Origin of the sequence: Nocardioides sp. REDSEA-S30_B4 (genome assembly GCF_001627265.1) — a bacterium.
In the GTDB taxonomy this organism is placed as follows: domain Bacteria; phylum Actinomycetota; class Actinomycetes; order Propionibacteriales; family Nocardioidaceae; genus Nocardioides.
The window spans coordinates 220,904-245,178 of sequence record NZ_LUPI01000008.1; the positions used below are offsets into that span (position 1 = coordinate 220,904).

Sequence of the window (24,275 nt, forward strand, 5' to 3'; positions counted from 1 at the left end):
GCCCGGCACGCTAGCGCCCGTCGGCGCCGTCCGCACTGCTCCGCCCCGGCCACGACGGCCGGTCGCTGTTGTGCACCGTCACGGCCACCGAGCAGGCGTCGACAACGGCCTGCTCCAGCACGGCCCGGCGCGGGTCCGGCACCGGCAGCCGCCGCTCGAGGACCTCCAGCGCGCGCAGGCGCGGGTCCTCCAGGACGGTCTCGAGCGCCGAGGCGTCACCTCCAGTCACCACCGGGCCGACCAGGTCTCCGAGGATGCGTACGGCGTGGTCGGCCGCGGCCTCGAACGCCTGCCGCGCCTGGTTGTCGCGCCGCCGGGCGAACCGCTGCTGCGACTGGCCGCCCGCCTTGGTCCGGCCCTGCACGTGCCGCTGACCGACCTTGCTGGCGCTCGTGCGCGTCCCGGAGAGCCGGGCCATCGCGAAGCCGCCCTTGCGCACCAGCAGCACGCCCCAGTCCGCCGGCGGGGCTGTCCGCGCGGCGGCCGCGAAGGCGGAGGCGTCGGGCAGGCCGGCGTACCTCGTCGCGAAGGGGAGGTCCATCCGGAAGGTCGACCCGTCACTGGCCGATCCCTCGAGCCCGCCATCGAGGACGGTCAGGGCGGTCGTGCCGTGGCGGCCCTGGAAGTTCTCGACCCACCGCTGGACCCGGTCGGGGGGCACCAGCAGACCGGCGTCGAGCACGTCAGGACTTCTGGTGGACGACCCGGAAGTGCTCGACCACCCGGCCAGCGTCCACCACGACGTCGGTGACCTCCAGCAGCGCCACCGGATGACCGGCCGAGTCGGTGAGGATGCTCAGCGACCCGGGAACCGGCAGCTCCTCGCCGTACTCCTCGACGCTGCCCTCCAGCGAGGTCCGTGCGCCCGAGAGCACCTCCACCAGCAGCCGCTCGCCCTCGGGCTCCTCACCGAAGGACCAGGTCGGCGGCGGCACGACCTCCAGGGTCGTCGGGCCGAAGTACGACGGAGCGACGTTGAGCCGAGCGTGGAAGCGTGCGACGTCCCAGAAGGCGCGCACCGCCTCCTCGACGGGGTCGGTGTCAGGGACGGTCATCGCGCCAGGCTATGCCTGACCGTCCCTGTGACCACCACCTGTAGGTCTCGACCCGGGCGTCACGGCCTCGCGGGCTCGGCCGTGGCCCTCGCTCGACCTCTTCGGGTCAGGACGTCACTCGTCCTTCGTGACGTCCTGCCTCAGACATTGAAACCAAGCGCGCGAAGCTGCTCGCGGCCGTCGTCGGTGATCTTGTCCGGGCCCCACGGCGGCATCCAGACCCAGTTGATGGCGACGTCGTTGACCAGGCCCTCCAGGGCGGAGTCGGTCTGGTCCTGGATGACGTCGGTCAGCGGGCAGGCGGCCGAGGTCAGCGTCATGTCGACCACGCAGTTGGACGACTCGTCGACGTGCACGCCGTAGACCAGGCCGAGGTCGACGACGTTGATGCCGAGCTCGGGGTCGACGACGTCCTTGAGCGCCTCGGTGACCTCCTCGACCGTCACCGTCGAGGCCGAGCTCGACGGCGCGGGCACGTCGCTGGGCAGGTCGGAGTGGTCGGGGGTGTGGGTGGTGTCAGTCATCGGTGCCTCCCTGGCTCGAGATGGACTGGCTGTCGAGGGATTGGCCGGTGGCGTCCTTCCACGCCATCCAGCCCAGCAGTGCGCACTTCACGCGCGCGGGGAACTTGGCGACGCCGGAGAAGGCGATGCCGTCCTCCAGCACCTCCTCGTCGGGCTCGACGTTCCCCTTGCCCTGCATGAGGGTCAGGAACTCCTCGTGGATGCTCATCGCCTCCTCGACCGGCTTGCCGATGACCAGGTCGGTCATCACCGAGGTCGCGGCCTGCGAGATCGAGCACCCCACGGCGTCGTACGAGACGTCGGCCACCACGCCGTCGGCGACGTGCACGCGCAGCGTGACCTCGTCGCCGCACGTCGGGTTGACGTGGTGCACCTCGGCCTCGAAGGGGTCACGGAGTCCCTTGTGGTGCGGGTTCTTGTAGTGGTCCAGGATGATCTCCTGGTACAGCGAGTCCAGCTCCGCAGACATCAGTCCACCTTGAAGTAGGAACGGGTGTAGTGCAGGGCCTCGACCAGCGCGTCGATCTCGGCCGGCGTCGTGTAGAGGTACGACGACATCCGCGTCGAGCTCTGCACGCCGAACTTCGCGTGCGCCGGTCGGGCGCAGTGGTGCCCGGCACGCACGGCGACGCCGCGCACGTCGAGCACCTGGGCCACGTCGTGCGGATGCACGCCGTCGAGCTCGAAGGAGATCGCTCCCCCGCGCAACCGGGCGTCCAGCGGGCCGAGGACCTTCAGGCCGGGCACGCCGGACAGGCCGTCGAGCGCGTACGCCGTGATGGCCTGCTCGTGCCGGTGCACCGCCTCCATGTCGAGGGCGGCGAGGTAGTCGACGGCAGCGCCGAGCCCGACGGACTCGACGATCGGCGGGGTGCCGGCCTCGAACTTGTGGGGCAGCCCGGCGTACGTCGAGCGCTCCATCGTGACGGTCTCGATCATCTCGCCACCGCCGAGGAACGGCGGCAGCTCCTCGAGCAGCTCACGGCGACCCCACAGGACACCGATGCCGGTGGGCCCGACGACCTTGTGGCCGGTGAAGACGACCACGTCGGGCCGCTCCTCCGGCGCCATCGCAGCGAGGTCGATCGGCAGCTGCGGAGCCGCCTGGGAGGCGTCCACCACCACGATCGCACCGACCTCGTGGGCGCGGCGGGTCAGCTCGGCGACCGGGTTGATCGTGCCGAGCATGTTCGACACCCAGGTGAAGGTGACGACCTTGGTGCGCTCGGTGATCAGCTCGTCGACCTGCGAGAGGTCGAGCAGGCCCTGGTCGTCGAAGGTGAACCACCGCAGGTCCGCGCCCGTGCGCTGGGTGAGCATCTGCCACGGCACGATGTTGGAGTGGTGCTCCATCTCCGTGGTGACCACGACGTCGCCGGGCCCGACCTGCCGGGGACCGGGCAGGGCGAGGGTGTTGGCGACCAGGTTGAGCGCTTCGGAGGCGTTCTTGGTGAAGATCACCTCGTCGCGCTCGGAGGCACCGATGAACGAGGCAACCTTGTCCCGGCCGCCCTCGAACGCCTCGGTCGCCTCGGCGCCGAGCAGGTGCATGGCGCGCGCGACGTTGGCGTTGTGGCGCTCGAGGTGGTCGACCATCGCGTCGATGACCACCTGCGGCTTCTGCGAGGTGTTGGCGCTGTCGAGGTAGACCAGCGGCCGCCCGTCCGGGGTGGTGCGGGACAAGATCGGGAAGTCCTTGCGGACGACCTCGAGGTCAGGAAGCAGACCTTCCATCAGACGTCCCTACCTTTCTGTCGAGCGGCGGTGCGAGAAGTGGTGCTGCGCAAGGCGGAGGAGCGAAGGCGACCTTGGAGCGGAGCGGTCGTCGAGCGACGACAACGCAGCGCAGCGCCGCCTATCGCGCCGCCGACAGGTACTTGTCGTAGCCCTCGGCCTCCAGCGCCTCGGCGAGCTCGGGGCCGCCGGACTCCGCGACCTTGCCGTCGACGAAGACGTGGACGAAGTCGGGGGTGATGTAGCGCAGGATGCGCGTGTAGTGCGTGATCAGCAGGACGCCCTTGGCGTCGCGCTCGCGGAAGCGGTTGACGCCCTCGGAGACGATCTTCAGCGCATCGATGTCGAGGCCGGAGTCGGTCTCGTCGAGGATGGCGACCTTCGGGTCGAGCAGGTCGAGCTGCGCGATCTCGTGGCGCTTCTTCTCACCGCCGGAGAAGCCCTCGTTGACCGAGCGCTGGGAGAAGGTCGAGTCGAGGTTGAGCTGCTCGAGGGCGGCGTTGACGTCCTTGACCCAGGTGCGCAGCTTGGGGGCCTCGCCGTCCACGGCGGTCTTGGCGGTGCGCAGGAAGTTCGCGACGGAGACGCCGGGGACCTCGACGGGGTACTGCATGGCCAGGAAGAGACCGGCGCGGGCGCGCTCGTCGACCGACATCTCCAGGACGTCCTCGCCGTCGAGGGTGACCGAGCCACCGGTGACGGTGTACTTCGGGTGCCCGGCGATCGAGTACGCCAGGGTCGACTTGCCGGAGCCGTTGGGGCCCATGATCGCGTGGGTCTCGCCGTCCTTGATGGTCAGCGTGACGCCCTTGAGGATCTCCTTCGGGCCGTCCTCGGTGGCGACGGAGACCTGGAGGTCGGTGATCTGTAGGTTGCTCATGCGTGTCCTCACTTCGTTCCGGGCACGCATGAGGCACCACGCGCGCTGTTCTTGTTGGTGATCTCGCTGCGCTCAATCACGTGGGGGTGACTCCGTTCAGGGTGGTGGTCGTGTCGATGAAGATGTCGCCGTCCTTGACCTGGACGGGGAAGGTCGCCACCGGCTCGGTGGCGGGCAGACCGGTCGGCTTGCCGGTGCGCAGGTCGAAGCAGGAGCCGTGCAGCCAGCACTCGAGGGTGCCGCCGGCGACCTCGCCCTCGCTGAGCGAGACCGCGGCGTGGCTGCAGAGGTCCTGCAGGGCGAAGACCTCGTCGCCGTCACGGGTGACGGCCACGGTGTGCTCGCCGACCTGGACCGCGAGCGCCTCGTCGGCGGGCACGTCGGCCAGGGCGCAGGCGCGCTCGAACGCCATCAGAGGACCTTGCCGGCGACGTTGCGCGCCAGCTCGTCCTCGACGGCCGCGGTGAGCTTCTCCTCCAGCTCGGGCAGCCCGATCTTGCGGATCAGGTCCTGGAAGAAGCCGTGCAGCACCAGGCGGCGAGCCTCCTCGTCGGAGACGCCGCGGCTGCGCAGGTAGAACAGCTGCTCGTCGTCGAAACGGGCGGTGGCCGAGGCGTGACCGGCACCCTCGATCTCACCGGTCTCGATCTCGAGGTTGGGCACCGAGTCGGCCTGGCAGCCGTCGGTGAGCACGAGGTTGCGGTTCTCCTCGTAGGTCTCGATGGCCTCGGCGACCTTGCGGATGAGCACGTTGCCGATCCACACGGTGCGCGCCTTCTCGCCCTGCAGCGCGCCCTTGTAGACCACGTTGCTCTTGGTGCGCGGCGCGTTGTGGTCGACGAAGAGGCGGTGCTCGAAGTGCTGGCCGGCGTCGGCGAAGTAGAGACCGAGCAGCTCGGCCTCGCCGCCGGGGCCGGCGTAGTGCACGTTGGCGCTGGTGCGCACGACCGAGCCGCCGAAGGTGACCGAGATGTGGCGGTAGCGCGCGTCGCGCCCGACCACGGCCTCGTGGGTGCCGACGTGCACGGCGTCGTCGTCCCAGTCCTGCAGGGTCACGACGGTCAGGTCGGCGCCGTCACCGACGACGACCTCGACGTTGCCGGCGTGCACGCCCGAGCCGCGGTGGTCCAGGACGTAGGTGGCACGCGAGTGGGTGCCGGCCTCGATCACCGTGTGGCGGTGGGTGCGGGTGCCGGCGGTGCCGGTGACCCGGTGACCGATCGGCTCGGCGAGCTCGGCGTCGGCGGGGACCTTCACGTGCACGGCGTCGCCGGCGTGCTTGGAGGCCAGCGCCGAGGCGCGGTCGTCGGGGACGAGCGCCACGCCGCGCGGGGCCTGGCCCGGGGCGAGCGTGCCGACGACGTACGACGCGTCGCCGATGGTCTCCACGCTCAGCGCGTCGGCGTCACCGGGGGTGTCGTCGAGGGCACCGGCGAGCCGCTTGAGCGGGGTGAAGCGCCAGATCTCCTCGCGGCCGGTGGGCATCGGGTGGTCGTCGAGGTCGAAGGAGCTCACCGGGTGCAGGTGGGACTCCACGTGGTCCACCTCGAGGGCGGAGGCCACGCTGTCGCGGGGGTCAGCAGTCACGGTCACGTGTGGGGTGTCTTCCTAGCGTCTGGGGCGTCGGGGGTGCAGGTGGGAGCGGTGGCCGGCCTCAGCCGACCGCGCCCTCCATCTGCAGCTCGATGAGGCGGTTGAGCTCGAGGGCGTACTCCATCGGCAGCTCCTTGGCGATCGGCTCCACGAAGCCGCGGACGATCATCGCCATAGCCTCGTCCTCCTCCATGCCGCGCGACATGAGGTAGAAGAGCTGGTCGTCGGAGACCTTCGAGACGCTCGCCTCGTGGCCCATGGACACGTCGTCCTCGCGGATGTCGACGTAGGGGTAGGTGTCGGAGCGGCTGACCTGGTCGACGAGCAGCGCGTCGCACAGCACGTTGGACTTCGATCCGTGGGCGCCCTCGTTGACCTGGATCAGGCCGCGGTACGACGTCCGGCCACCGCCGCGCGCCACCGACTTGCTCAGGATCGAGCTCGAGGTGTGCGGGGCCGCGTGCACCATCTTGGCGCCGGCGTCCTGGTGCTGGCCCTCGCCGGCGAACGCGATCGAGAGCGTCTCGCCCTTGGCGTGCTCGCCCATGAGGTAGATCGCGGGGTACTTCATCGTCACCTTGGAGCCGATGTTGCCGTCGACCCACTCCATGGTCGCGCCGGCCTCGCAGGTGGCGCGCTTGGTGACGAGGTTGTAGACGTTGTTCGACCAGTTCTGGATGGTCGTGTAGCGGCAGCGGCCGCCCTTCTTCACCACGATCTCGACGACCGCGGAGTGCAGGGAGTCCGAGCTGTAGATCGGCGCGGTGCAGCCCTCGACGTAGTGCACGTAGGCGTCCTCGTCGACGATGATCAGCGTCCGCTCGAACTGGCCCATGTTCTCGGTGTTGATCCGGAAGTAGGCCTGCAGCGGGATGTCGACGTGCACGCCCGGCGGGACGTAGATGAACGAGCCGCCGGACCACACCGAGGTGTTGAGCGCGGAGAACTTGTTGTCACCGACGGGGATGACGGTGCCGAAGTACTCCTTGAAGAGCTCCTCGTGCTCCTTCAGCGCGGTGTCGGTGTCGAGGAAGAGGACGCCCTGCTCCTCGAGGTCCTCGCGGATCGAGTGGTAGACGACCTCGGACTCGTACTGCGCGGCGACACCGGCGACCAGGCGCTGCTTCTCCGCCTCCGGGATGCCGAGCTTGTCGTAGGTGTTCTTGATGTCCTCGGGCAGGTCCTCCCAGGAGGTGGCCTGCTTCTCCGAGGAGCGCACGAAGTACTTGATGTTGTCGAAGTCGATGCCCGACAGGTCCGAGCCCCAGGTGGGCATGGGCTTGCGGTCGAAGAGCTTCAGGCCCTTCAGGCGCAGGTCGAGCATCCACTGCGGCTCGTTCTTCTTGCTGGAGATGTCGCGCACGACCGCCTCGTTGAGGCCACGCTGCGCGGAGGCGCCGGCGACGTCCGGGTCGGCCCAGCCGAACTCGTAGCGGCCGATGCCCTGGAGCTCGGGGTTGAGTTCTTCGATCGAGGTCATGAGGTGACCCTCTCCTTCTCTGTGCTGGACGTCGTGGACGTGGTGGGGAGGTCGGGGATGCAGGTGGTGCAGACGCCGTCGCCGTGGGCGATGGTGGCCAGCCGCTGGACGTGTCGCCCGAGCACCCGGCTGATCGCCTGGGTCTCGGCCTCGCACAGCTGGGGGAACTCGTGGGCCACGTGGGAGACCGGGCAGTGCTGCTGGCACAGCTGCTCACCGGCGCTCTGGCCGTTGACCACGGGCAGCTCGCGGACTCCCGCGGCGTACCCCTCGTCGGTGAAGACGCGGGCCAGCACCTGCGCGGGCGTGAGCTCGGGGTGGGCCTCCCGGGTCGCCCCGAAGCGAGCCTCGATGAAGGAGACCCGCTGCTCGGCGAACGCGCGCAGCGCGTCGTCCCCGCCGGTGTCGGCGAGGAAGCGCAGCGCCTGGACGGCGAGGTCGTCGTACTGCTGGTCGAAGCCCTCGCGGCCGAGCTCGGTCAACGCGAAGAGCTTGGCCGGCCGACCCCGACCCCGGCTGGCGCCGGGGCGCGGGTCGCGCGGCTCGACGGCGCCCTCCTCGACCAGCTGGTCGAGGTGTCGGCGCACGGCGGCCGGTGTGAGGTCGAGCTGCTCGGCCAGCGTCGCCGCGGTCGAGGGCCCGTTCACCAGGATCGACCGCGCGACACGCTGGCGCGTACTCAGGTCGTCGCGGGTGAATTCCACAACGCCAGTGTGCCGTTAATGGAAACGGTCGTTCAAGGAAGGGTCGCCTAAGTGCCCGGGGGTGGACTCGACACCTGGTCGCCCCCGGCGCTCCTCCCCGCTCGGGCACCGGGGTGGACACCGGGGTGGAGCAGCCACCACAGGCCCAGGAAGGGCAGGACGAGGGGTAGGAAGCCGTAGCCCTGGCCGTAGTGGGACCACACGGTCTTGTCGGGGAACCAGTCGCTGACCAGGTAGGACAGCGTCCCGACCACCAGCACGCCGGTCGCCTCGACGAAGACCGTGACCAGCGCCACGCGGCGCGCGACCTCCCCGCCCCGCAACAGGCAGGTCGTGGCCACCAGGTAGAGCACCGCGGCCAGCAGCGAGAGCGAGTACGCCAGCGGTGCGCGACCGGCGTCGGTGCCCAGCTGGACCAGTGAGCGCCCGGTGGCCGCGACGGCGAAGACGGCGTAGACCGCGACGAGCACGCGCCCCGGCCCGGTCGAGAGCTCACGCACCGGCGGCCGCCCACAGCGCGTCGAGACGCACCTCCATCGCCGCCACCGTGGCCAGCGCCACCAGCAGCGACGCGGTCCCCCACCGGCTGCGCTCCACCAGCGCCAGCGCCGCACCGAAGGGCGGCGCGAGCACGACGGTCAGCAGGTAGGCGACGAAGGTCACCCCGTCGACGTCGCGGTCCGTGGTCGCCAGGGCCACCAGGCCCGCCACCAGCTGCACGACGAGCACCAGAAGCAGGACGCCCAGCACGACGAAGAACCGGTCGCTGGGAGGACTCTCGTCCCGCACGATCATCACGACCGTCCATGCCGCCGCCACCGCGGTCAGCAGCAGCACGGTCACCACCAGCCAGCCAGTCACGTCCCAGAGCCTAGGGCGGGGCCGGGAGCGACCCGACGCCTCCCTAGACTGCCGTCGTGCCAGCGCCCGACCCCGACCACGCCGTCATGGTCGACTCCCTCGAGATGCGCTACGGCTCCAAGACCGCCGTCGACGGCCTCTCCCTGACCGTGGCCCGAGGCAGCGTCACCGCCGTGCTCGGTCCCAACGGCGCCGGGAAGACCACGACGCTGGAGACCTGTGAGGGCTACCGCCGTCCGCAGCGCGGCACCGTCCGTGTGCTGGGGCTGGACCCGCAGGCCGACCGGCGCGCCCTCCTCCCCCGCATCGGCGTGATGCTGCAGGAGGGCGGCGCCTGGAGCGGTGTGCGGGCCGAGGAGATGCTCCGGCACGCCGCCTCCCTGCACGCCGCCCCGCTGCCCCGCGCGCTGCTCGTGGAGCGGCTCGGACTCGCAGCCTGCGGACGGACGCCGTACCGCCGTCTCTCCGGCGGGCAGAAGCAGCGGCTCGCGCTGGCGATGGCCATCGTGGGGCGCCCCGAGCTGGTCTTCGTCGACGAGCCCACCGCCGGCATGGACCCGCAGGCGCGACGTGACACCTGGGACCTGCTGCGCGAGCTGCGCGCGGACGGCGTGACCGTCGTGCTCACCACGCACTACATGGACGAGGCGGAGTCGCTGGCCGACACCGTGCACATCATCGACCGCGGACAGCTGATCGCCTCCGGCTCGCCGGTGGAGCTGACCCGCGGCGGTCGCGTCTCCACAATCCGGCTCGTCGTCACCCGGCCGTTCCCGCCGGGTGCGCCCGAGTCGCTGACCGAGGCGCTGGGGCCCGCGACGAGCGTCACCGTGCTCGACCCGCTCAGCCTCCTCGTCACCGGCCCGGCCGACGGCTCGACCCTGGCCCGGGTCTCGCGCTGGTGCGAGGAGCACGACGTGCTCCCGGAGTCGCTGAGCCTGGGCACCAGGAGCCTCGAGGACGTCTTCCTCGAGCTGACCGGACGGGAGCTCTCGGCATGAGCGCCGGCACCTTCACGCCCGCCCCCGGCGCCGCGCCGCTGGGGCGCCAGGTCCTCTCGCACGCCCGGATGGAGGCGCGGCTCATGCTGCGCAACGGCGAGCAGCTGCTGCTGGCCGTCGTCATCCCCGTGATCGTGCTGGTCGGCGCCGTCGCCGGGTCGGAGCGGGTGGGCCTGGAGCTCGACGCCCCGGCCATCGACACCTTCGCCCCCGGGGTCCTCGCCCTGGCGGTCATGTCGACGGCGTTCACCTCGCTGGCCATCGCGACCGGCTTCGAGCGCCGCTACGGCGTCATCAAGTGGCTCGGCAGCTCCCCGCTCCCCCGGGGCGGCCTGCTGGCGGGCAAGGTGCTCGCCCTGCTGCTGGTGGAAGCGCTGCAGGTGGTGGTGCTCGGCGCCGTCGCCCTGGCTCTCGGCTGGCAGCCGGAGACGACCGCGGTCGGGCTGCTCTCCGCCCTCGGCGTGGCGGCCGTCGGCACCGCCGCGTTCGCCGCCCTGGGCCTCTTCGTCGCCGGGGTGCTGCGCGCCGAGGCCACGCTCGCCGCCGCCAACCTCGTCTACCTTCTCCTCATGGCCGGCGGTGCGGTCGTCCTGCCCGCCAACGCGTACGGCGGCTTCGGCGACGTGGCCACGTGGCTGCCGTCGGGCGCGCTGGGCGAGGGCATGCGTGCTGCCCTGCTGGACGGTGCGGCGGACGTCACGTCGATGCTGACCCTGCTCGGCTGGGCGGCCCTGGGTACGGTCCTGACCGCCCGTACCTTCACGTGGGAGTGAGCATGACCGACCCCGCCCTCCGGCACCGCCAGGCCCGCTGGGCCGGCTGGGCCTCCCTCGTCGCCAACACCGGCATCGTCGTGACCGGCGGGGCGGTGCGGCTCACCGGCTCCGGCCTGGGCTGCCCCACCTGGCCGCGGTGCACCGAGGAGGACTTCACCCCGCACGGGGCGCTGGACTTCCACTCCGCCATCGAGTTCGGCAACCGGCTGCTGACCTTCGTGCTCGTCGCCGTCGCGGTGCTCACGTTCGTCGCGGCGTGGCGCACCGGACGCCGGCACCTGGTCGGGCTGGCCGCCGTGCTGGCCGCGGGCATCCCGCTGCAGGCGGTCATCGGGGGCATCACGGTGCTGACCGACCTCAACCCGTGGATCGTGTCGCTGCACCTGCTGCTGTCGATGGCGCTGGTGGGCCTGTCGGTGCGCTTCCTGCAGGTCCTGGACCGTCCGACCCCCGCGGTGGGCGGCCCGGCGACCACGCTGGCGTGGATCGTCCTCGCGGCCGCCTGGGTCGTGCTCTACCTCGGCACGGTCGTCACCGGCTCCGGGCCGCACGCCGGCGACGCCGACTCCCCCCGCAACGGCCTCGACCCGCTGCAGTGGAGCCAGCTCCACGCCGACGCGGTGTTCCTCTACCTCGGGCTCACCATCGGCCTGCTGCTGTGCCTGATGGCCGTGCGTGCCGACCGCGCCGCGGTGCGCGTCGTGGTGTGGCTGCTCGTCGCGCAGCTCGCCCAGGGGGCGATCGGCTTCGTGCAGTACTTCAACGACCTGCCCGAGCTCCTCGTCGGGCTGCACATGCTCGGCGCCGCGATCCTCTCGGCGCTCACCACCGCCGCGCTGCTGCGCGTGCGGCACCCGGAGGCGTAGCCGGCCCGCTGGAGCCAGGGCTGGAGCCAGAGCCGGGGTCGGAGGCGGGTTCGCGGCCGGGGTCCCGCCGCGGGCGCCGGCCCGGTGCGGGGCTCAGGAGAAGAGCAGCGGGTCCAGCGCCACGGCCACGAACAACAGGCTGAGGTAGAGGTTCGAGGCGTGGAACAGGCGCATCGGTGAGATCACCGAGAGCTCCTCGGTGCCGCGGGCCCGGATGAGCATCCGGTGCGCCTCGACGAGGAAGACCGCCCCCAGCACGACCGCGACGACGGGGTAGAACGGCCCGGTGGAGGCCACGGGCCACAGCAGGAGCGAGGTCGCCACCATCACCCACGAGTAGACGACGACCTGGCGCGACACGGCGTGCGCGGAGGCGACCACCGGCAGCATCGGGACGTCGACGTTCGCGTAGTCCTCGCGGTAGCGCAGCGCGAGGGCCCAGGTGTGGGGCGGGGTCCAGAAGAAGACGACCGCGAACAGCACCACCGGGGTCCAGGCGAGCTCCCCGGTGACCGCGGTCCAGCCGATCAGCGCCGGGAAGCAGCCGGCGAGGCCGCCCCAGACGATGTTCTGCGTCGTACGCCGCTTGAGCAGCATCGTGTAGACGAAGACGTAGAAGGCTTCGGCACTCACCGCGAGCAGCGCGGAGAGCGGGTTGACCCACAGGAGCAGCACCACGACGGACAGCGCGCCCAGCACGGTGCCGAAGACCAGCGCCGCGCGGGCGCTCACGATGTGGCGCGGCAGGGCCCGGCGACGGGTCCGGCGCATCTGCTCGTCGATGTCGCGGTCGTAGACGCAGTTGAAGACCGACGCGGACCCCGCGGAGAAGGTGCCGCCGACGACGGTCGCCAGGACCAGGCCGACCGGCGGGACGCCCGGTCGTCGGCGGTCGGCTCGTGCCGCTGCTCGGCAGCGGCCTGGTGGCCGACGTGGGTCACGGACGTCCCTCGAAACTGGTGCGGTGGTGCTGGTGCGGATGGAACCGTGCGGGTGAGTTCGGATGATCCTCACCGGTGCGGGTGGGAGTCTACTGCGCAGGATCGGTAGGCTCGGAACCGCCTGCTCGCAGGCCCCACGACCGCACCGGAAGGAACCCTGTGACCCTCAGCCAGCAGCTGGACTGGACCGACATCGACGACAAGGCGGTGGACACCGCCCGGGTCCTGGCGATGGACGCCGTGCAGAAGGTCGGCAACGGACACCCCGGCACGGCCATGAGCCTGGCCCCCGTGGCCTACCTGCTCTTCCAGAAGGTCATGCGCCACGACCCGGCCGACCCCGAGTGGGTCGCCCGTGACCGCTTCGTCCTCAGCTGCGGCCACTCGAGCATCACCCTCTACACCCAGCTCTTCCTCGGCGGCTTCGGCCTCGAGCTCAGCGACCTCCAGGCGCTGCGCACGTGGGGCTCCAAGACCCCCGGCCACCCCGAGCTCGGTCACACCGCCGGTGTCGAGGTCACGACCGGGCCGCTGGGCCAGGGCGTCTCCAACGCCGTGGGCATGGCGATGTCCGGTCGTCGGGTGCACGGCATGCTCGACCCGGAGGCAGCTCCCGGCGAGGGCCTCTTCGACCACGACGTCTACGTCCTGTGCTCCGACGGCGACCTGCAGGAGGGCGTGAGCAGCGAGGCCTCCTCGATCGCCGGCACGCAGAAGCTGGGCAACCTCACGGTCATCTACGACCGCAACCGGATCTCCATCGAGGGTGACACCGACGTCGCGTTCACCGAGGACGTCGCCCAGCGCTACGAGTCCTACGGCTGGCACGTGCAGACCGTCGACTGGACCCAGGGCGGGGAGACCTACAAGGAGGACGTGCACGCCCTCTACGACGCCGTGCGCGCCGCCTCCGAGGTCACCGACAAGCCCTCGATGATCGTGCTCGACACCATCATCGCCTGGCCGGCCCCCAACGCCCAGGGCACCGAGGCCGCCCACGGCAGCGCCCTCGGTGCGGAGGAGGTCGCTGCGACCAAGGAGGTGCTCGGCTTCGACCCCGAGCAGCACTTCCAGGTCTCCGACGAGGTCCTCGCCCACACCCGGAGCCTGCGCGAGCGCGGTGCGGCGTGGGGCAAGGAGTGGGACGAGCGCTACGCCGCCTGGGCCGAGGCCCACCCCGACCGCGCCGAGCTCCTGCACCGGCTCAAGCGCCGCGACCTGCCCGAGGGCTTCGAGGCGGCACTGCCCACCTTCGAGCCCGACGCCAAGGGCGTCGCCACGCGTGCGGCGTCCGGCAAGGTCATCAACGCCGTCGCCGGCCTGATGCCCGAGCTGTGGGGCGGCTCGGCCGACCTCGCCGGCTCCAACAACACCACCATCAAGGACGCCCCGTCCTTCCTGCCCGCCGACAGCGACGCCGAGGGCTACGAGGCCGACCCCTACCAGGGCCGCGTGCTCCACTTCGGCATCCGCGAGCACGGCATGGGCGCGATCATGAACGGCATCGCGGCCGACCGCCTGACCCGCGTCTTCGGCGGCACCTTCCTCACCTTCTCCGACTACATGCGCGGTGCGGTGCGCGTGGCGGCGCTGAGCCGGCTGCCGGTCACCTACGTGTGGACCCACGACTCCATCGGTCTGGGCGAGGACGGCCCGACGCACCAGCCGATCGAGCACCTGGCCGCCCTGCGCGCGATGCCCGGGCTGGACGTCGTGCGGCCGGCCGACGCCAACGAGGTCTCGGCGGCGTGGGCCGAGGTGCTCCGGCGTACCGAGGGGCCGGCCGCGCTGGCCCTGACCCGTCAGAACGTCCCGGTCTTCCCGCGCGGGGAGCACGACGGCGAGGTCTGGGGCTCGGTCGAGGGCGTCGCCCGCGGCGGCTACGTCCTGCTCGACACCGACGGTGAGCCCGACGTGGTCCTCATGGCCACCGGGTCCGAGGTGCAGCTGGCCGTCGAGGCCCGGGGCATGCTCGCCGAGGACGGCATCGCCGCCCGCGTGGTCTCGCTGCCCTGCCTGGAGTGGTTCGAGGAGCAGGACCAGTCCTACCGCGACACCGTGCTGCCGCCGCAGGTCAAGGCCCGTGTGTCGGTCGAGGCCGGCGTGAAGATGGGCTGGCGCGAGTACGTCGGCGACGCGGGTCGGACCGTCTCGATCGACCACTACGGTGCCTCGGCCGACTACGCCCGGCTCTTCGCCGAGTACGGCTTCACCGCGCGGGCCGTCGCCGACGCCGCGCGTGACAGCATCTCCGCCGCCGGCTGAGCGCCGCACCCCCTTCCACCACCACGCACGACTCGACACCGAGGAGCACGCATGAGTGAGCGACTGAAGGCCCTGGCCGACGCCGGGGTGTCGATCTGGCTGGACGACCTGTCCCGCGAGCGCATCGAGACCGGCAACCTCGCCGAGCTCGTCGAGCAGAAGTCGGTCGTCGGGGTCACCACCAACCCCACGATCTTCGCCGGCGCCATCGCGGACGGCGAGCGCTACGACGAGCAGGTCCGAGAGCTCGTCGCCGCGGGCAAGGACGTCGACGAGGTGATCTTCGAGCTGACCACCGAGGACGTCCGCAACGCCTGCGACGTCCTGGCCCCCGTCGCGGAGCGGACCGCAGACGACGGCCGCGTCTCCATCGAGGTGGAGCCCGACCTGGCCCACGACACCGAGGCGACGATCGCGTCGGCCAAGGCGCTGTGGGCGGCCGTGGACCGGTCCAACGTCCTGATCAAGATCCCGGCCACCGCTGCCGGCCTGCCGGCCATCACCGCGGTCATCGCCGAGGGGATCAGCGTCAACGTCACGCTGATCTTCAGCGTCGAGCGCTACCAGGCCGTCATGGACGCCTACCTCGAGGGCCTGGAAAAGGCCAAGGCCGCCGGCCACGACCTCTCCACGATCCGTTCGGTCGCCTCGTTCTTCGTCTCGCGCGTGGACAGCGAGGTCGACAGCCGGCTCGAGAAGATCGGCACCGACGAGGCGCTGGCCCTGCGGGGTCGGGCGGCGGTCGCCAACGCGCGCGTCGCCTATGGCGCGTTCGAGGGCGTGCTCGCCTCCGAGCGCTGGCAGCAGCTCGCTGCGGCGGGTGCTCGCCCGCAGCGTCCGCTGTGGGCCTCGACCGGGGTCAAGAACCCCGACTACCCCGACACCCTCTACGTCACCGACCTCGTCGTGGCCGACACGGTCAACACCATGCCGGAGAAGACCCTCGAGGCGATGGCCGACCACGGGGAGCTCCATGGGGACCAGGTCAGCGGCCGCGCGCGGGAGGCACAGGAGGTGCTGGACGCGGTCGTGGAGGTCGGCGTCGACTGGGCCGACGTCCTCGCGGTCCTGGAGTCCGAGGGCGTCTCGAAGTTCGAGGCGTCGTGGGACGAGCTGGTCGAGACCGTGCGCGGCCAGATGGAGAAGGCGAGGGCGTGAGCATGGGCCAGGCACCGGTCGACCCCACGTCCACCGCGGCCTGGCCGCGCCTCACGGCGCTGGCCGGCGGGCTGGAGCCCGACCTCCGGCGCTGGTTCGCCGATGATCCGGGGCGCGCGGAGCGGCTCACGCACCGGATGGCCGACCTGCACGTCGACCTGTCGAAGAACCTGGTCGACGACGCCGTCCTGGGTGCCCTGGTCGACCTCGCCCGCGCGGTCGGGCTGGAGGACCGCCGCGACGCGATGATGCGCGGTGAGCACATCAACGTGACCGAGGACCGTGCGGTGCTGCACACGGCGCTGCGCCTGCCCCGCGGGGCCTCGCTGGAGGTCGACGGCCAGGACGTCGTCGCCGACGTGCACGAGGTGCTCGACCGGGTCTACGCGTTCGCCGAGAAGGTCCGCTCGGGCGAGTGGACCGGCGTCACGGGCAGGCGGATCGAGACCGTGGTCAACATCGGCATCGGCGGCTCCGACCTGGGCCCGGTGATGGCCTACGAGGCGCTCCAGCCCTTCGTCGACGGTCCGGCCTGCCGGTTCCTGTCCAACATCGACCCCACCGACGCGGCGCTGACGCTGCGGGGGCTCGACCCGGAGACCACGCTCTTCGTGGTCTCGTCGAAGACATTCGGGACCCTGGAGACCCTGACCAACGCCCGGTTGTGCCGCAGCTGGCTGCTCGAGGGGCTCCCGGAGTCCACGCGCGAGGAGGCCGTGGCGCGGCACTTCGTCGCCGTCTCGACCGCGCTGGACAAGGTCGCCGACTTCGGCATCGACCCCGACAACGCCTTCGGGTTCTGGGACTGGGTCGGTGGGCGCTACTCCATGGACTCCGCGATCGGCACCTCGCTGGTGCTCGCGATCGGCCCGGAGGCCTTCGCCGAGCTGCTGGCGGGCATGCACGCCGTCGACGAGCACTTCCGCACCGCTCCCCTGGAGTCCAACGTCCCGGCCCTGATGGGCCTGCTGAACGTCTGGTACTCCGACTTCCTCGGCGCCCGCACCCACGCGGTGCTCCCCTACGCCCAGCTGCTGCACCGCTTCCCGGCCTACCTCCAGCAGCTGACCATGGAGTCCAACGGCAAGAGCGTGCGGTGGGACGGTGCCCCGGTCACCGCGGGCACCGGTGAGGTGTTCTGGGGCGAGCCCGGCACCAACGGGCAGCACGCCTTCTACCAGCTGCTGCACCAGGGCACCCAGGTCGTCCCGTGCGACTTCATCGCGTTCGCGGAGCCGTCGTACCCGCTCAGCGACGGCGACCAGGACGTCCACGAGCTCTTCCTCGCCAACTTCCTGGCACAGAGCAAGGCGCTGGCCTTCGGCAAGACCGCCGAGGAGGTGCGCGCCGAGGGGACGGCCGAGGAGATCGTCCCGGCCCGGGTCTTCGGCGGCAACCGCCCCTCGACCTCGATCATGGCGCCTCGGCTCACGCCGTCGGTGCTGGGCCAGCTGGTCGCGCTCTACGAGCACATCACGTTCACCCAGGGCGTCGTGTGGGGCATCGACAGCTTCGACCAGTGGGGCGTCGAGCTCGGCAAGCAGCTCGCCACCGAGCTGGGCCCGGTCCTGGCCGGTGACGCCGACGCGCTCGAGGAGCAGGACCCCTCGACCCGGTCCCTGGTCGCCTACTACCGGGAGCACCGCTCGTGAACGGGTCTCCGCGGGTCGAGGTGCACGCGGACGCCGGCGAGCTGGCGACCTCGGTCGCCGGTGAGCTGCTCCGGGTCCTCGCCGACGCCCAGGCCGCGGGGCGGATCCCGCACGTGGTGCTGACCGGCGGCTCGATCGCCGACGCCATCCACCGCGAGGTGGCCCGGCTCACCCCCGCCTCCGGGGTCGACTGGGGCTCTGTCGAGCTGTGGTGGGGCGACGAGCGCTTCGTCGCGCGCGACTCGTCCGACCGCAACGCCGTGCAGGCGCGAGAGGCCTTCCTGGACGCCGTCGGCGTCGCCGAGCACCGCGTGCACGAGGTCGCGGCCACCGGCGAGGCGCCTGACGTCGAGGCGGCCGCAGCGGCGTACGCCGACGAGCTGGCCGCTCATGGGCCGGACGAGTTCGACGTGCTGATGCTGGGCGTGGGCCCGGACAGCCACATCGCCTCGCTCTTCCCCGGGCGTCCCGAGCTCGCCGTGACCGACCGCCCCACCGTCCCTGTCACCGACTCCCCGAAGCCGCCGCCCGAGCGCGTCAGCCTGACCTACCCGACCCTCGCGCGCTCGCGTGCGACGTGGCTGCTGGTCAGCGGCGACGCCAAGTCCGAGGCCGTCGCCCGGGCACTCTCCCCTGCCGGCACCACCATCGAGGAGACCCCCGCCTCCGGCGTCTCCGGCCGCGAGGAGACCGTCTGGTTCCTCGACCGCGACGCCGCCTCCCGCCTCTGACCCGCCGAGGGCATACGACCGGAGGGTGTGTCGTGAACCCTTCTCACGACACACCCTCCGGTCAGCGGGCGTCCTGGTGGACCGCTCGCGTCAGAAAATCAGGTCGCCGGACTTGCGGCGGGAGCGGAGGAGCTTGAGGGCCTCGTCGAGGATGTCGGCCGCCTCCTTGTCCGAGCGACGCTCCTTCACGTAGGCGAGGTGCGTCTTGTAGGGCTCGATCTTCGGCGCCGGCGGCGGGTTGTCGCTGTCGAGGCTGGCCGGGAGGCCGCACTTGGGGCAGTCCCACGACTCGGGGGCCTGTGCCTCGGCGGCGAACGCCACGACGACACGGTGCTCGTGAGAGCAGAAGTACGTCACGGTCTGACGGGGTGCCGCCTCACCGCGCTCGGCCTCGCCCATCGGTCCTGCGCCGACCCGGCTGCCCCGGATCGCGTTTCCTCCACCAGCCATGGTCCGTTCTCCTTCGTCAGGCCCGAGAGGTCAAGGTCAGTAGGCGAGCAGGAGCCCCAGGGCGATGACGGTGGCGAACCAGATGCCACCGATGCCCACGGTCAGTCGGTCGAGGTTGCGCTCCGCCACCGACGAACCGCCGAGCGAGCTGGAGACACCGCCGCCGAACATGTCGGAGAGACCGCCACCGCGGCCCTTGTGCAGGAGCACCAGCACGATCATCAGCAGGCTGGTGATCATCAGGATGATGGTGAAGAGCAGTTCCACGGTCGCAGATCCTACGTGATCGTCGTGACGGTCGAGGCGGCGGGCCGCGTCAGAGGACGGGCATGTCGTAGAAGCGGCAGATCGCACCGAACTCGTCGGCCTGCAGGCTCGCCCCACCGACGAGGCACCCGTCGACGTCGGCCTGCGCCATGATCGCGCCGACGTTGGCGGCCTTGACCGACCCGCCGTACAGCACGCGTACGCCGTCGGCTGCCGCGTCCGCGTGCAGCTCCCGGATCCGCGCGCGGATGGCGCCGCACACCTCCTGGGCGTCCTCGGGCGTGGCAACCTCGCCGGTACCGATGGCCCAGACGGGCTCGTAGGCCACGACCAGCGCCGCCACCTGCTCGGCCGAGAAGCCCGCGAGCGAGCCCTCGACCTGCGCCAGGGTGTAGGAGACATGCTCGCCGGCCTGGCGGACCTCGAGGCCCTCGCCCACGCACACGATCGGCACCAGCCCGGCCTCGACGGCCTTGTGCGCCTTGGCGCTGACCAGCTCGTCGGACTCCTGGTGGTACTCCCGGCGCTCGGAGTGGCCGAGCACCACGTAGGAGCAGCCGAGCTTGGTGAGCATCGAGGTGGAGATCTCGCCGGTGTAGGCGCCGGAGTCGTGCGCGGAGCAGTCCTGCGCGGCGTACTTGATCGGCAGCCGGTCGCCGTCCACCAGGGTCTGCACCGAGCGCAGGTCGGTGAACGGCGGCACCACGACGACCTCGGAGCGCGCCGGGTCGTGCTTCTTGTCCGACAGGGTCCACGCGAGCTTCTGGACCAGCACCACCGCTTCCTGGTGGTTGAGGTTCATCTTCCAGTTGCCCGCCATGAGCGGGGTGCGTGCGGCCATGGGTCAGCCCTCCAGGACGTCGATGCCGGGGAGGGCCTTGCCCTCGAGGTACTCCAGGCTGGCTCCGCCACCGGTGGAGATGTGGCCGAAGGCGGCCTCGTCGAAGCCGAGCGTGCGCACGGCGGCGGCGGAGTCACCGCCGCCGACGACCGACAGGCCGTCGGTGCGGGTCAGCGCGTCGGCGACCGCTCGGGTGCCGTCGGCGAACTGCGGCACCTCGAACACGCCCATCGGACCGTTCCAGAAGACCGTCCGGGCGTCCGAGAGCGCAGCCGCGAAGTCGGCACCGGCCGCGGGACCGATGTCGAGGCCGAGGCAGTCGGCCGGGATCTCGGACGCGGGCACGACCCGCGGCTCCGGGGTGCGGTCACCCGCGGGGAACTCGCTGTCGACGACGATGTCGCCGGGCAGCAGGATCTGCACCCCGAGCTCCTCGGCCCGCGCGAGGTAGGTGCGGCAGGTCTCGAGCTGGTCCTCCTCGAGGAGGCTCTTGCCGACCTCGTGGCCCTGGGCCTTGAGGAAGGTGAAGACCATGCCCCCGCCGATGAGCAGCTTGTCGGCCTTGCCCAGCAGGTTGTCGATCACGCCGAGCTTGTCGGAGACCTTGGAGCCACCGAGCACGACGACGTACGGACGCTGCGGCTCCTCGGTGAGGCGACGCAGCACGTCGATCTCGGTCGAGACCAGCGTGCCCATGGCGCTGGGCAGGATCTGCGCGACGTCGTAGACGCTGGCCTGCTTGCGGTGCACGACCCCGAAGCCGTCGGAGACGAAGACGTCGGCGAGGTCGGCGAGCTGCCGGGCGAACCCGGCGCGCTCGCCGTCGTCCTTGCTGGTCTCGCCCGCGTTGAAGCGGACGTTCTCCAGCAGGGCGACCTGCCCGTCCTCGAGCTGGGCGACGGTCTCGTGCGCCGACTCCCCCACCGTGTCGCGGGCGAACGCGACGTCGGCACCGAGGAGCTCACCGAGGCGAGCCGCCACGGGAGCCAGGGAGTAGCGCTCCTCGGGGGCGCCCTTGGGGCGGCCGAGGTGCGCGGTCACCACCACGCGGGCGCCCGCGTCCGCGAGCCGACGGATCGTCGGCACGCTCGCGCGGATGCGCCCGTCGTCGGTGATGACGGCTCCGTCGAGCGGGACGTTGAGGTCGGAGCGGACCAGGACCCGCTTGCCGGTGACGCCCTGCTCGAGGAGCTGGTCGAGACCCGTCATCGCACCAGTCATGCTCAGAGGGACTCGCCCACGAAGCCGATGAGGTCGACGAGGCGGTTGGAGTAGCCCCACTCGTTGTCGTACCAGCCGGCGACCTTGACCTGGTTGCCGATGACCTTGGTCAGCGGCGCGTCGAAGATGCACGACGCCGGGTCGGTGACGATGTCGGAGGAGACGATCGGCGCGGTGGAGTACTTCAGGATCTTGCCGTCGGCGGCTGCCTCGACCGCGGCGTTGATCTCCTCGACCGACGTCTCGCGGCTGGCCTCGAAGGACAGGTCGGTCATCGAGCCGGTCGGGGTGGGCACGCGCAGCGCGTAGCCGTCGAGCTTGCCCTTCAGCTCGGGCAGGACGAGGCCGATGGCCTTGGCCGCACCCGTCGAGGTCGGCACGATGTTGAGCGCGGCGGCGCGGGCACGACGCATGTCCTTGTGGATGTTGTCGTGGAGGTTCTGGTCGGCGGTGTAGGCGTGGATGGTGGTCATCAGGCCCTTGTTGATGCCGACCGCGTCGTGCAGCGCCTTGGCCATGGGGGCCAGGCAGTTGGTGGTGCACGAGGCGTTCGAGATGACCGTGTGCGCGGCGGGGTCGTAGAGCTCGTGGTTGACGCCCATCACGATGGTGATGTCCTCGTTGGAGGCGGGCGCGGAGATGATGACCTTCTTGGCGCCGGCGTCGACGTGGGCCTTGGCCTTGGTGGCGTCGGTGAAGAAGCCGGTGGACTCGACGACGACGTCCACGCCGAGGTCGCCCCAGCCCAGGTTGCCGGGCTCGCGCTCGGAGGAGACCTTGATCTCGCGGCCGCCGACGATGATCGAGTCGCTGGTCGCCTCGACGTCCTCGCCCAGGACACCCAGGATCGAGTCGTACTTCAGCAGGTGGGCCAGCACCGAGTTGTCGGTGAGGTCGTTGATGCCGACGATCTCCACGTCAGCGCCCGAGGCCGCCACGGCCCGGAAGAAGTTGCGGCCGATCCGGCCGAATCCGTTGATACCTACGCGCACGGTCACTGCTGCTCCTGGGTCGTCCGACATGGTCGATCGGGGTCGTGTGAGGGCGTCCGGCCGCGGTGGACCGGCTCCTCCGGCGACCCTACCGCGAGCGCGCCGGCGGGTCTCCGGGGGTCGTCGGGCACGGACGGGCACCGCCGCCCGGCGTCGTACGACGGGGTCGTCCGTCGGGTCGTCCGTCGACGTGCACCGGGGTCGGGCTCGGGGCCCGAGGCCCGGGGAGGCCGGTCAGGCGTCCTCGGCGAGCATCTCCGGGGTCAGCGACGACTCGGTGTCGGGGATGCCGAGCTCCTCGGCACGCTTGTCCGCCATGGCGAGCAGGCGCCGGATGCGACCGGCGATCGCGTCCTTGGTCAGGACCGGCTCGTGCAGCTGGCCGAGCTCCTCGAGCGAGGCCTGCTTGTGCTCGACCCGCAGGCTGCCCGCGAGCTTGAGGTGGTCGGGCACCTCGTCACCGAGGATCTCCAGGGCCCGCTCGACGCGGGCACCGGCGGCGACGGCGGCGCGCGCGGAGCGTCGCAGATTGGCGTCGTCGAAGTTGGCCAGCCGGTTGGCGGTGGCCCGCACCTCGCGGCGCATCCGCCGCTCCTCCCAGGCCATGAGCGACTCGTGGGCGCCGAGGCGGGTGAGCAGCTGGCCGATGGCGTCGCCGTCGCGGATCACCACGCGATCGACGCCACGGACCTCGCGGGCCTTCGCGGAGATGCCGAGCCGGCGGGCGACGCCGACGAGCGCGAGCGCGGCCTCGGAACCGGGGCAGGTGACCTCGAGCGAGGAGGAGCGACCGGGCTCGGTCAACGACCCGTGCGCCAGGAACGCGCCCCGCCAGGCCGCGACGGCGTCGCAGGCGCCGCCGGAGACGACCGCGGGCGGCAGGCCCCGGACCGGGCGGCCGCGCTGGTCGAGCAGCCCGGTCTGGCGGGCCAGCGCCTCGCCGTCACGCACGACGCGGACGATGTAGCGACTGCCCTTGCGCAGGCCGTTGCCCTGCACCATCACGACGTCGGAATGGGCGCCGTAGACCTCCGCGACGTCCTTGCGCAGGCGACGCGCCGCGGCACCCGTGTCGAGCTCGGCCTCGACCACGATGCGACCGCTGACGATGTGGAGCCCCCCGGCGAACCGGAGCATCGAGGCGACCTCGGCCTTGCGACAGCAGGTCTTCGTGATCTGGGTGCTCGACAGCTCCGCCTTGACCTGTGCCGTCATCGCCATGGGGCCGATCCTCGCACGTGAGTCAACGACCCTCAGGCCCCGGCCATGACCTTCTCGTAGGCGTCGGCCAGCAGCCGCGGGTCGTGGCGGGGAGAACCGTCGGCAGCGGCCACGTCGGCCAGCACCAGGCGCGCGCCGACCGCGGAGGTGACCTCCTCCAGGTGCCACGCCGCCTCGGCCCCAGCACGTCGCAGGGTGCCTGCGTCGGCGAGGACGCTGTGCAGCCTGAGGTCGGGTGCGTGCTCGAGCAGGACCGAGAGGTGGTCGGCCGGGCTGAAGCCCCCGGTCTCCCCCGGCTGCTCGGCCAGGTTGAGCACGACCACGACCTTGGCGTCGGTCGAGGTCAGCGCGTCGCGCAGGTCGGGGACGAGCAGGTGCGGGATGACCGAGCTGAACCACGACCCAGGGCCGAGGAAGATCCAGTCGGCTCCCGCGACCGCGTCCAGCGCCTCGGGGCTGGTGGGCGGGGCGGGCGGGTCGAGCGCCACGCTGGCGATGACGCCCTCGGTCGTCGCCACCTCGACCTGCCCGCGCACGACCTCGAGCGCCTCGGGGTCCTCGGGGTGGAGCCCGCGGACCTCGGCGTGGATGTCCATCGGGCACAGCGCCATCGGGAGCACGCGACCTTTGGCCCCCAGGAGCCGCCCCACGATGTCGAGGGCGCCGACGTGGTCGCCGAGCTGCTCCCACAACGCCACGATCAGCAGGTTGCCGACGACGTGGCCGTTCATCTCGCCCTCGCCGGCGAAGCGGTGCTGGAGGACACCCTCCCAGGTGCGGCCCCACTCGTCCTCGCCGCACAGCGCGGCGAGCGCCATCCGCAGGTCACCGGGCGGCAGGACACCGAACTCGCCACGCAACCGGCCCGACGAGCCGCCGTTGTCGGCCACGGTGACCACTGCGGTCAGGTCGTCCACCACCACGTCGTCGACGAGGTGGCGCAGCGCGCGCAGCGAGGCGTGCAGGCCGTGCCCGCCACCGAGCGCCACCACGGCCTGGGCTCGGTCGAGGCCGCCGGACGGGACGGAGGGGTCGGTCGGGAGCGGGTCGTGGGACCAGATG

General features: G+C 71.5%; 27 protein-coding genes. 7 read left to right on the forward strand and 20 right to left on the reverse strand.

Features of this window, described 5'->3' with window-relative positions:
* Window positions 1–10 precede the first annotated feature (10 nt).
* The 12 genes from A6R01_RS02600 to A6R01_RS02655 all read right to left on the reverse strand — a co-directional run bounded on the left by A6R01_RS02600 (window position 11) and on the right by A6R01_RS02655 (window position 8,831).
* Window positions 11–682, reverse strand: coding sequence for an acVLRF1 family peptidyl-tRNA hydrolase (locus A6R01_RS02600; RefSeq protein ID WP_292603253.1), 672 nt, complete (start codon window positions 680–682; stop codon window positions 11–13).
* 1 nt (window position 683) lies between these two features.
* The gene (locus tag A6R01_RS02605; protein ID WP_292603255.1) at window positions 684–1,055 is read right to left on the reverse strand and encodes a hypothetical protein; all 372 of its coding nucleotides are present in this window, start codon (window positions 1,053–1,055) and stop codon (window positions 684–686) included.
* A 140-nt stretch (window positions 1,056–1,195) separates the two neighbouring features.
* Window positions 1,196–1,579, reverse strand: a complete 384-nt coding sequence (locus A6R01_RS02610; protein WP_292603257.1) for a metal-sulfur cluster assembly factor — start codon at window positions 1,577–1,579, stop codon at window positions 1,196–1,198.
* A complete protein-coding gene (sufU, locus tag A6R01_RS02615; protein WP_292603259.1) occupies window positions 1,572–2,048 on the reverse strand; it encodes a Fe-S cluster assembly sulfur transfer protein SufU in 477 nt (158 codons plus the stop codon). The genes A6R01_RS02610 and sufU overlap by 8 nt, the downstream gene beginning before the upstream one ends.
* Window positions 2,048–3,304 carry a cysteine desulfurase gene (locus A6R01_RS02620; RefSeq protein ID WP_292603437.1) on the reverse strand — a complete coding sequence of 419 codons (1,257 nt, stop codon included), beginning with the start codon at window positions 3,302–3,304 and terminating at the stop codon, window positions 2,048–2,050. Before A6R01_RS02620 ends, sufU begins: the two co-directional genes overlap by 1 nt.
* Before the next feature lie 130 nt (window positions 3,305–3,434).
* On the reverse strand, window positions 3,435–4,193 hold the full coding sequence (gene sufC / locus A6R01_RS02625) for a Fe-S cluster assembly ATPase SufC (RefSeq protein ID WP_292603261.1): 759 nt from the start codon (window positions 4,191–4,193) through the stop codon (window positions 3,435–3,437).
* A 76-nt stretch (window positions 4,194–4,269) separates the two neighbouring features.
* Complete coding sequence (locus A6R01_RS02630; protein ID WP_292603263.1) at window positions 4,270–4,605, reverse strand: non-heme iron oxygenase ferredoxin subunit; 336 nt, start codon at window positions 4,603–4,605, stop codon at window positions 4,270–4,272.
* Window positions 4,605–5,786: a Fe-S cluster assembly protein SufD gene (sufD, locus tag A6R01_RS02635; protein WP_292603265.1), complete on the reverse strand. Its 1,182-nt coding sequence runs from the start codon at window positions 5,784–5,786 to the stop codon at window positions 4,605–4,607. Before sufD ends, A6R01_RS02630 begins: the two co-directional genes overlap by 1 nt.
* A gap of 61 nt (window positions 5,787–5,847) precedes the next feature.
* Complete coding sequence (gene sufB / locus A6R01_RS02640; RefSeq protein WP_292603267.1) at window positions 5,848–7,266, reverse strand: Fe-S cluster assembly protein SufB; 1,419 nt, start codon at window positions 7,264–7,266, stop codon at window positions 5,848–5,850.
* Window positions 7,263–7,970, reverse strand: a complete 708-nt coding sequence (locus A6R01_RS02645; protein WP_292603269.1) for a metalloregulator ArsR/SmtB family transcription factor — start codon at window positions 7,968–7,970, stop codon at window positions 7,263–7,265. The genes sufB and A6R01_RS02645 overlap by 4 nt, the downstream gene beginning before the upstream one ends.
* A gap of 47 nt (window positions 7,971–8,017) precedes the next feature.
* Window positions 8,018–8,470, reverse strand: a complete 453-nt coding sequence (locus A6R01_RS02650; RefSeq protein WP_292603271.1) for a hypothetical protein — start codon at window positions 8,468–8,470, stop codon at window positions 8,018–8,020.
* Entirely contained in the window at window positions 8,463–8,831 is a 369-nt protein-coding gene (locus tag A6R01_RS02655; RefSeq protein WP_292603273.1) for a hypothetical protein, read from the reverse strand. The genes A6R01_RS02650 and A6R01_RS02655 overlap by 8 nt, the downstream gene beginning before the upstream one ends.
* 56 nt (window positions 8,832–8,887) lie before the next feature.
* Between A6R01_RS02655 and A6R01_RS02660 the strand changes: the two genes are divergently transcribed.
* The 3 genes from A6R01_RS02660 to A6R01_RS02670 are packed head-to-tail and all read left to right on the forward strand — an operon-like array spanning window position 8,888 to window position 11,474.
* Window positions 8,888–9,832 (forward strand): ABC transporter ATP-binding protein, encoded by a 945-nt coding sequence (locus tag A6R01_RS02660; RefSeq protein WP_292603275.1) that lies wholly within the window; start codon window positions 8,888–8,890, stop codon window positions 9,830–9,832.
* Complete coding sequence (locus A6R01_RS02665; RefSeq protein ID WP_292603277.1) at window positions 9,829–10,605, forward strand: ABC transporter permease; 777 nt, start codon at window positions 9,829–9,831, stop codon at window positions 10,603–10,605. Before A6R01_RS02660 ends, A6R01_RS02665 begins: the two co-directional genes overlap by 4 nt.
* 2 nt (window positions 10,606–10,607) lie before the next feature.
* On the forward strand, window positions 10,608–11,474 hold the full coding sequence (locus A6R01_RS02670; RefSeq protein WP_292603279.1) for a COX15/CtaA family protein: 867 nt from the start codon (window positions 10,608–10,610) through the stop codon (window positions 11,472–11,474).
* A 93-nt stretch (window positions 11,475–11,567) separates the two neighbouring features.
* Here A6R01_RS02670 and A6R01_RS02675 read toward each other — a convergent pair whose 3' ends face one another.
* Window positions 11,568–12,488: a heme o synthase gene (locus A6R01_RS02675; protein ID WP_292603281.1), complete on the reverse strand. Its 921-nt coding sequence runs from the start codon at window positions 12,486–12,488 to the stop codon at window positions 11,568–11,570.
* A gap of 86 nt (window positions 12,489–12,574) precedes the next feature.
* Here A6R01_RS02675 and tkt point away from each other — a divergent pair, with 86 nt between their 5' ends.
* The 4 genes from tkt to pgl are packed head-to-tail and all read left to right on the forward strand — an operon-like array spanning window position 12,575 to window position 18,221.
* Window positions 12,575–14,680, forward strand: coding sequence for a transketolase (tkt, locus tag A6R01_RS02680; protein ID WP_292603283.1), 2,106 nt, complete (start codon window positions 12,575–12,577; stop codon window positions 14,678–14,680).
* Between the two features lie 51 nt (window positions 14,681–14,731).
* Window positions 14,732–15,838, forward strand: coding sequence for a transaldolase (gene tal / locus A6R01_RS02685; protein WP_292603285.1), 1,107 nt, complete (start codon window positions 14,732–14,734; stop codon window positions 15,836–15,838).
* Between the two features lie 2 nt (window positions 15,839–15,840).
* Window positions 15,841–17,490, forward strand: coding sequence for a glucose-6-phosphate isomerase (gene pgi / locus A6R01_RS02690; protein ID WP_292603439.1), 1,650 nt, complete (start codon window positions 15,841–15,843; stop codon window positions 17,488–17,490).
* Window positions 17,487–18,221, forward strand: coding sequence for a 6-phosphogluconolactonase (pgl, locus tag A6R01_RS02695; RefSeq protein ID WP_292603287.1), 735 nt, complete (start codon window positions 17,487–17,489; stop codon window positions 18,219–18,221). Before pgi ends, pgl begins: the two co-directional genes overlap by 4 nt.
* A 90-nt stretch (window positions 18,222–18,311) precedes the next feature.
* Here pgl and A6R01_RS02700 read toward each other — a convergent pair whose 3' ends face one another.
* From A6R01_RS02700 to yvcK, 7 genes are all read right to left on the reverse strand, one after another.
* Window positions 18,312–18,671 (reverse strand): RNA polymerase-binding protein RbpA, encoded by a 360-nt coding sequence (locus A6R01_RS02700; protein WP_292603289.1) that lies wholly within the window; start codon window positions 18,669–18,671, stop codon window positions 18,312–18,314.
* 36 nt (window positions 18,672–18,707) lie between these two features.
* Window positions 18,708–18,938, reverse strand: coding sequence for a preprotein translocase subunit SecG (gene secG, locus A6R01_RS02705; protein ID WP_292603290.1), 231 nt, complete (start codon window positions 18,936–18,938; stop codon window positions 18,708–18,710).
* Between the two features lie 49 nt (window positions 18,939–18,987).
* A complete protein-coding gene (gene tpiA / locus A6R01_RS02710) occupies window positions 18,988–19,779 on the reverse strand; it encodes a triose-phosphate isomerase (protein ID WP_292603292.1) in 792 nt (263 codons plus the stop codon).
* 3 nt (window positions 19,780–19,782) lie between these two features.
* Window positions 19,783–20,988, reverse strand: coding sequence for a phosphoglycerate kinase (locus tag A6R01_RS02715; protein WP_292603441.1), 1,206 nt, complete (start codon window positions 20,986–20,988; stop codon window positions 19,783–19,785).
* Between the two features lie 14 nt (window positions 20,989–21,002).
* Window positions 21,003–21,998 (reverse strand): type I glyceraldehyde-3-phosphate dehydrogenase, encoded by a 996-nt coding sequence (gene gap / locus A6R01_RS02720; RefSeq protein ID WP_292603294.1) that lies wholly within the window; start codon window positions 21,996–21,998, stop codon window positions 21,003–21,005.
* 228 nt (window positions 21,999–22,226) lie between these two features.
* Window positions 22,227–23,213, reverse strand: a complete 987-nt coding sequence (gene whiA / locus A6R01_RS02725; RefSeq protein ID WP_292603296.1) for a DNA-binding protein WhiA — start codon at window positions 23,211–23,213, stop codon at window positions 22,227–22,229.
* 32 nt (window positions 23,214–23,245) lie between these two features.
* Window positions 23,246–24,274 carry a uridine diphosphate-N-acetylglucosamine-binding protein YvcK gene (gene yvcK / locus A6R01_RS02730; protein WP_292603443.1) on the reverse strand — a complete coding sequence of 343 codons (1,029 nt, stop codon included), beginning with the start codon at window positions 24,272–24,274 and terminating at the stop codon, window positions 23,246–23,248.
* Between the last annotated feature and the right edge of the window lies 1 nt (window position 24,275).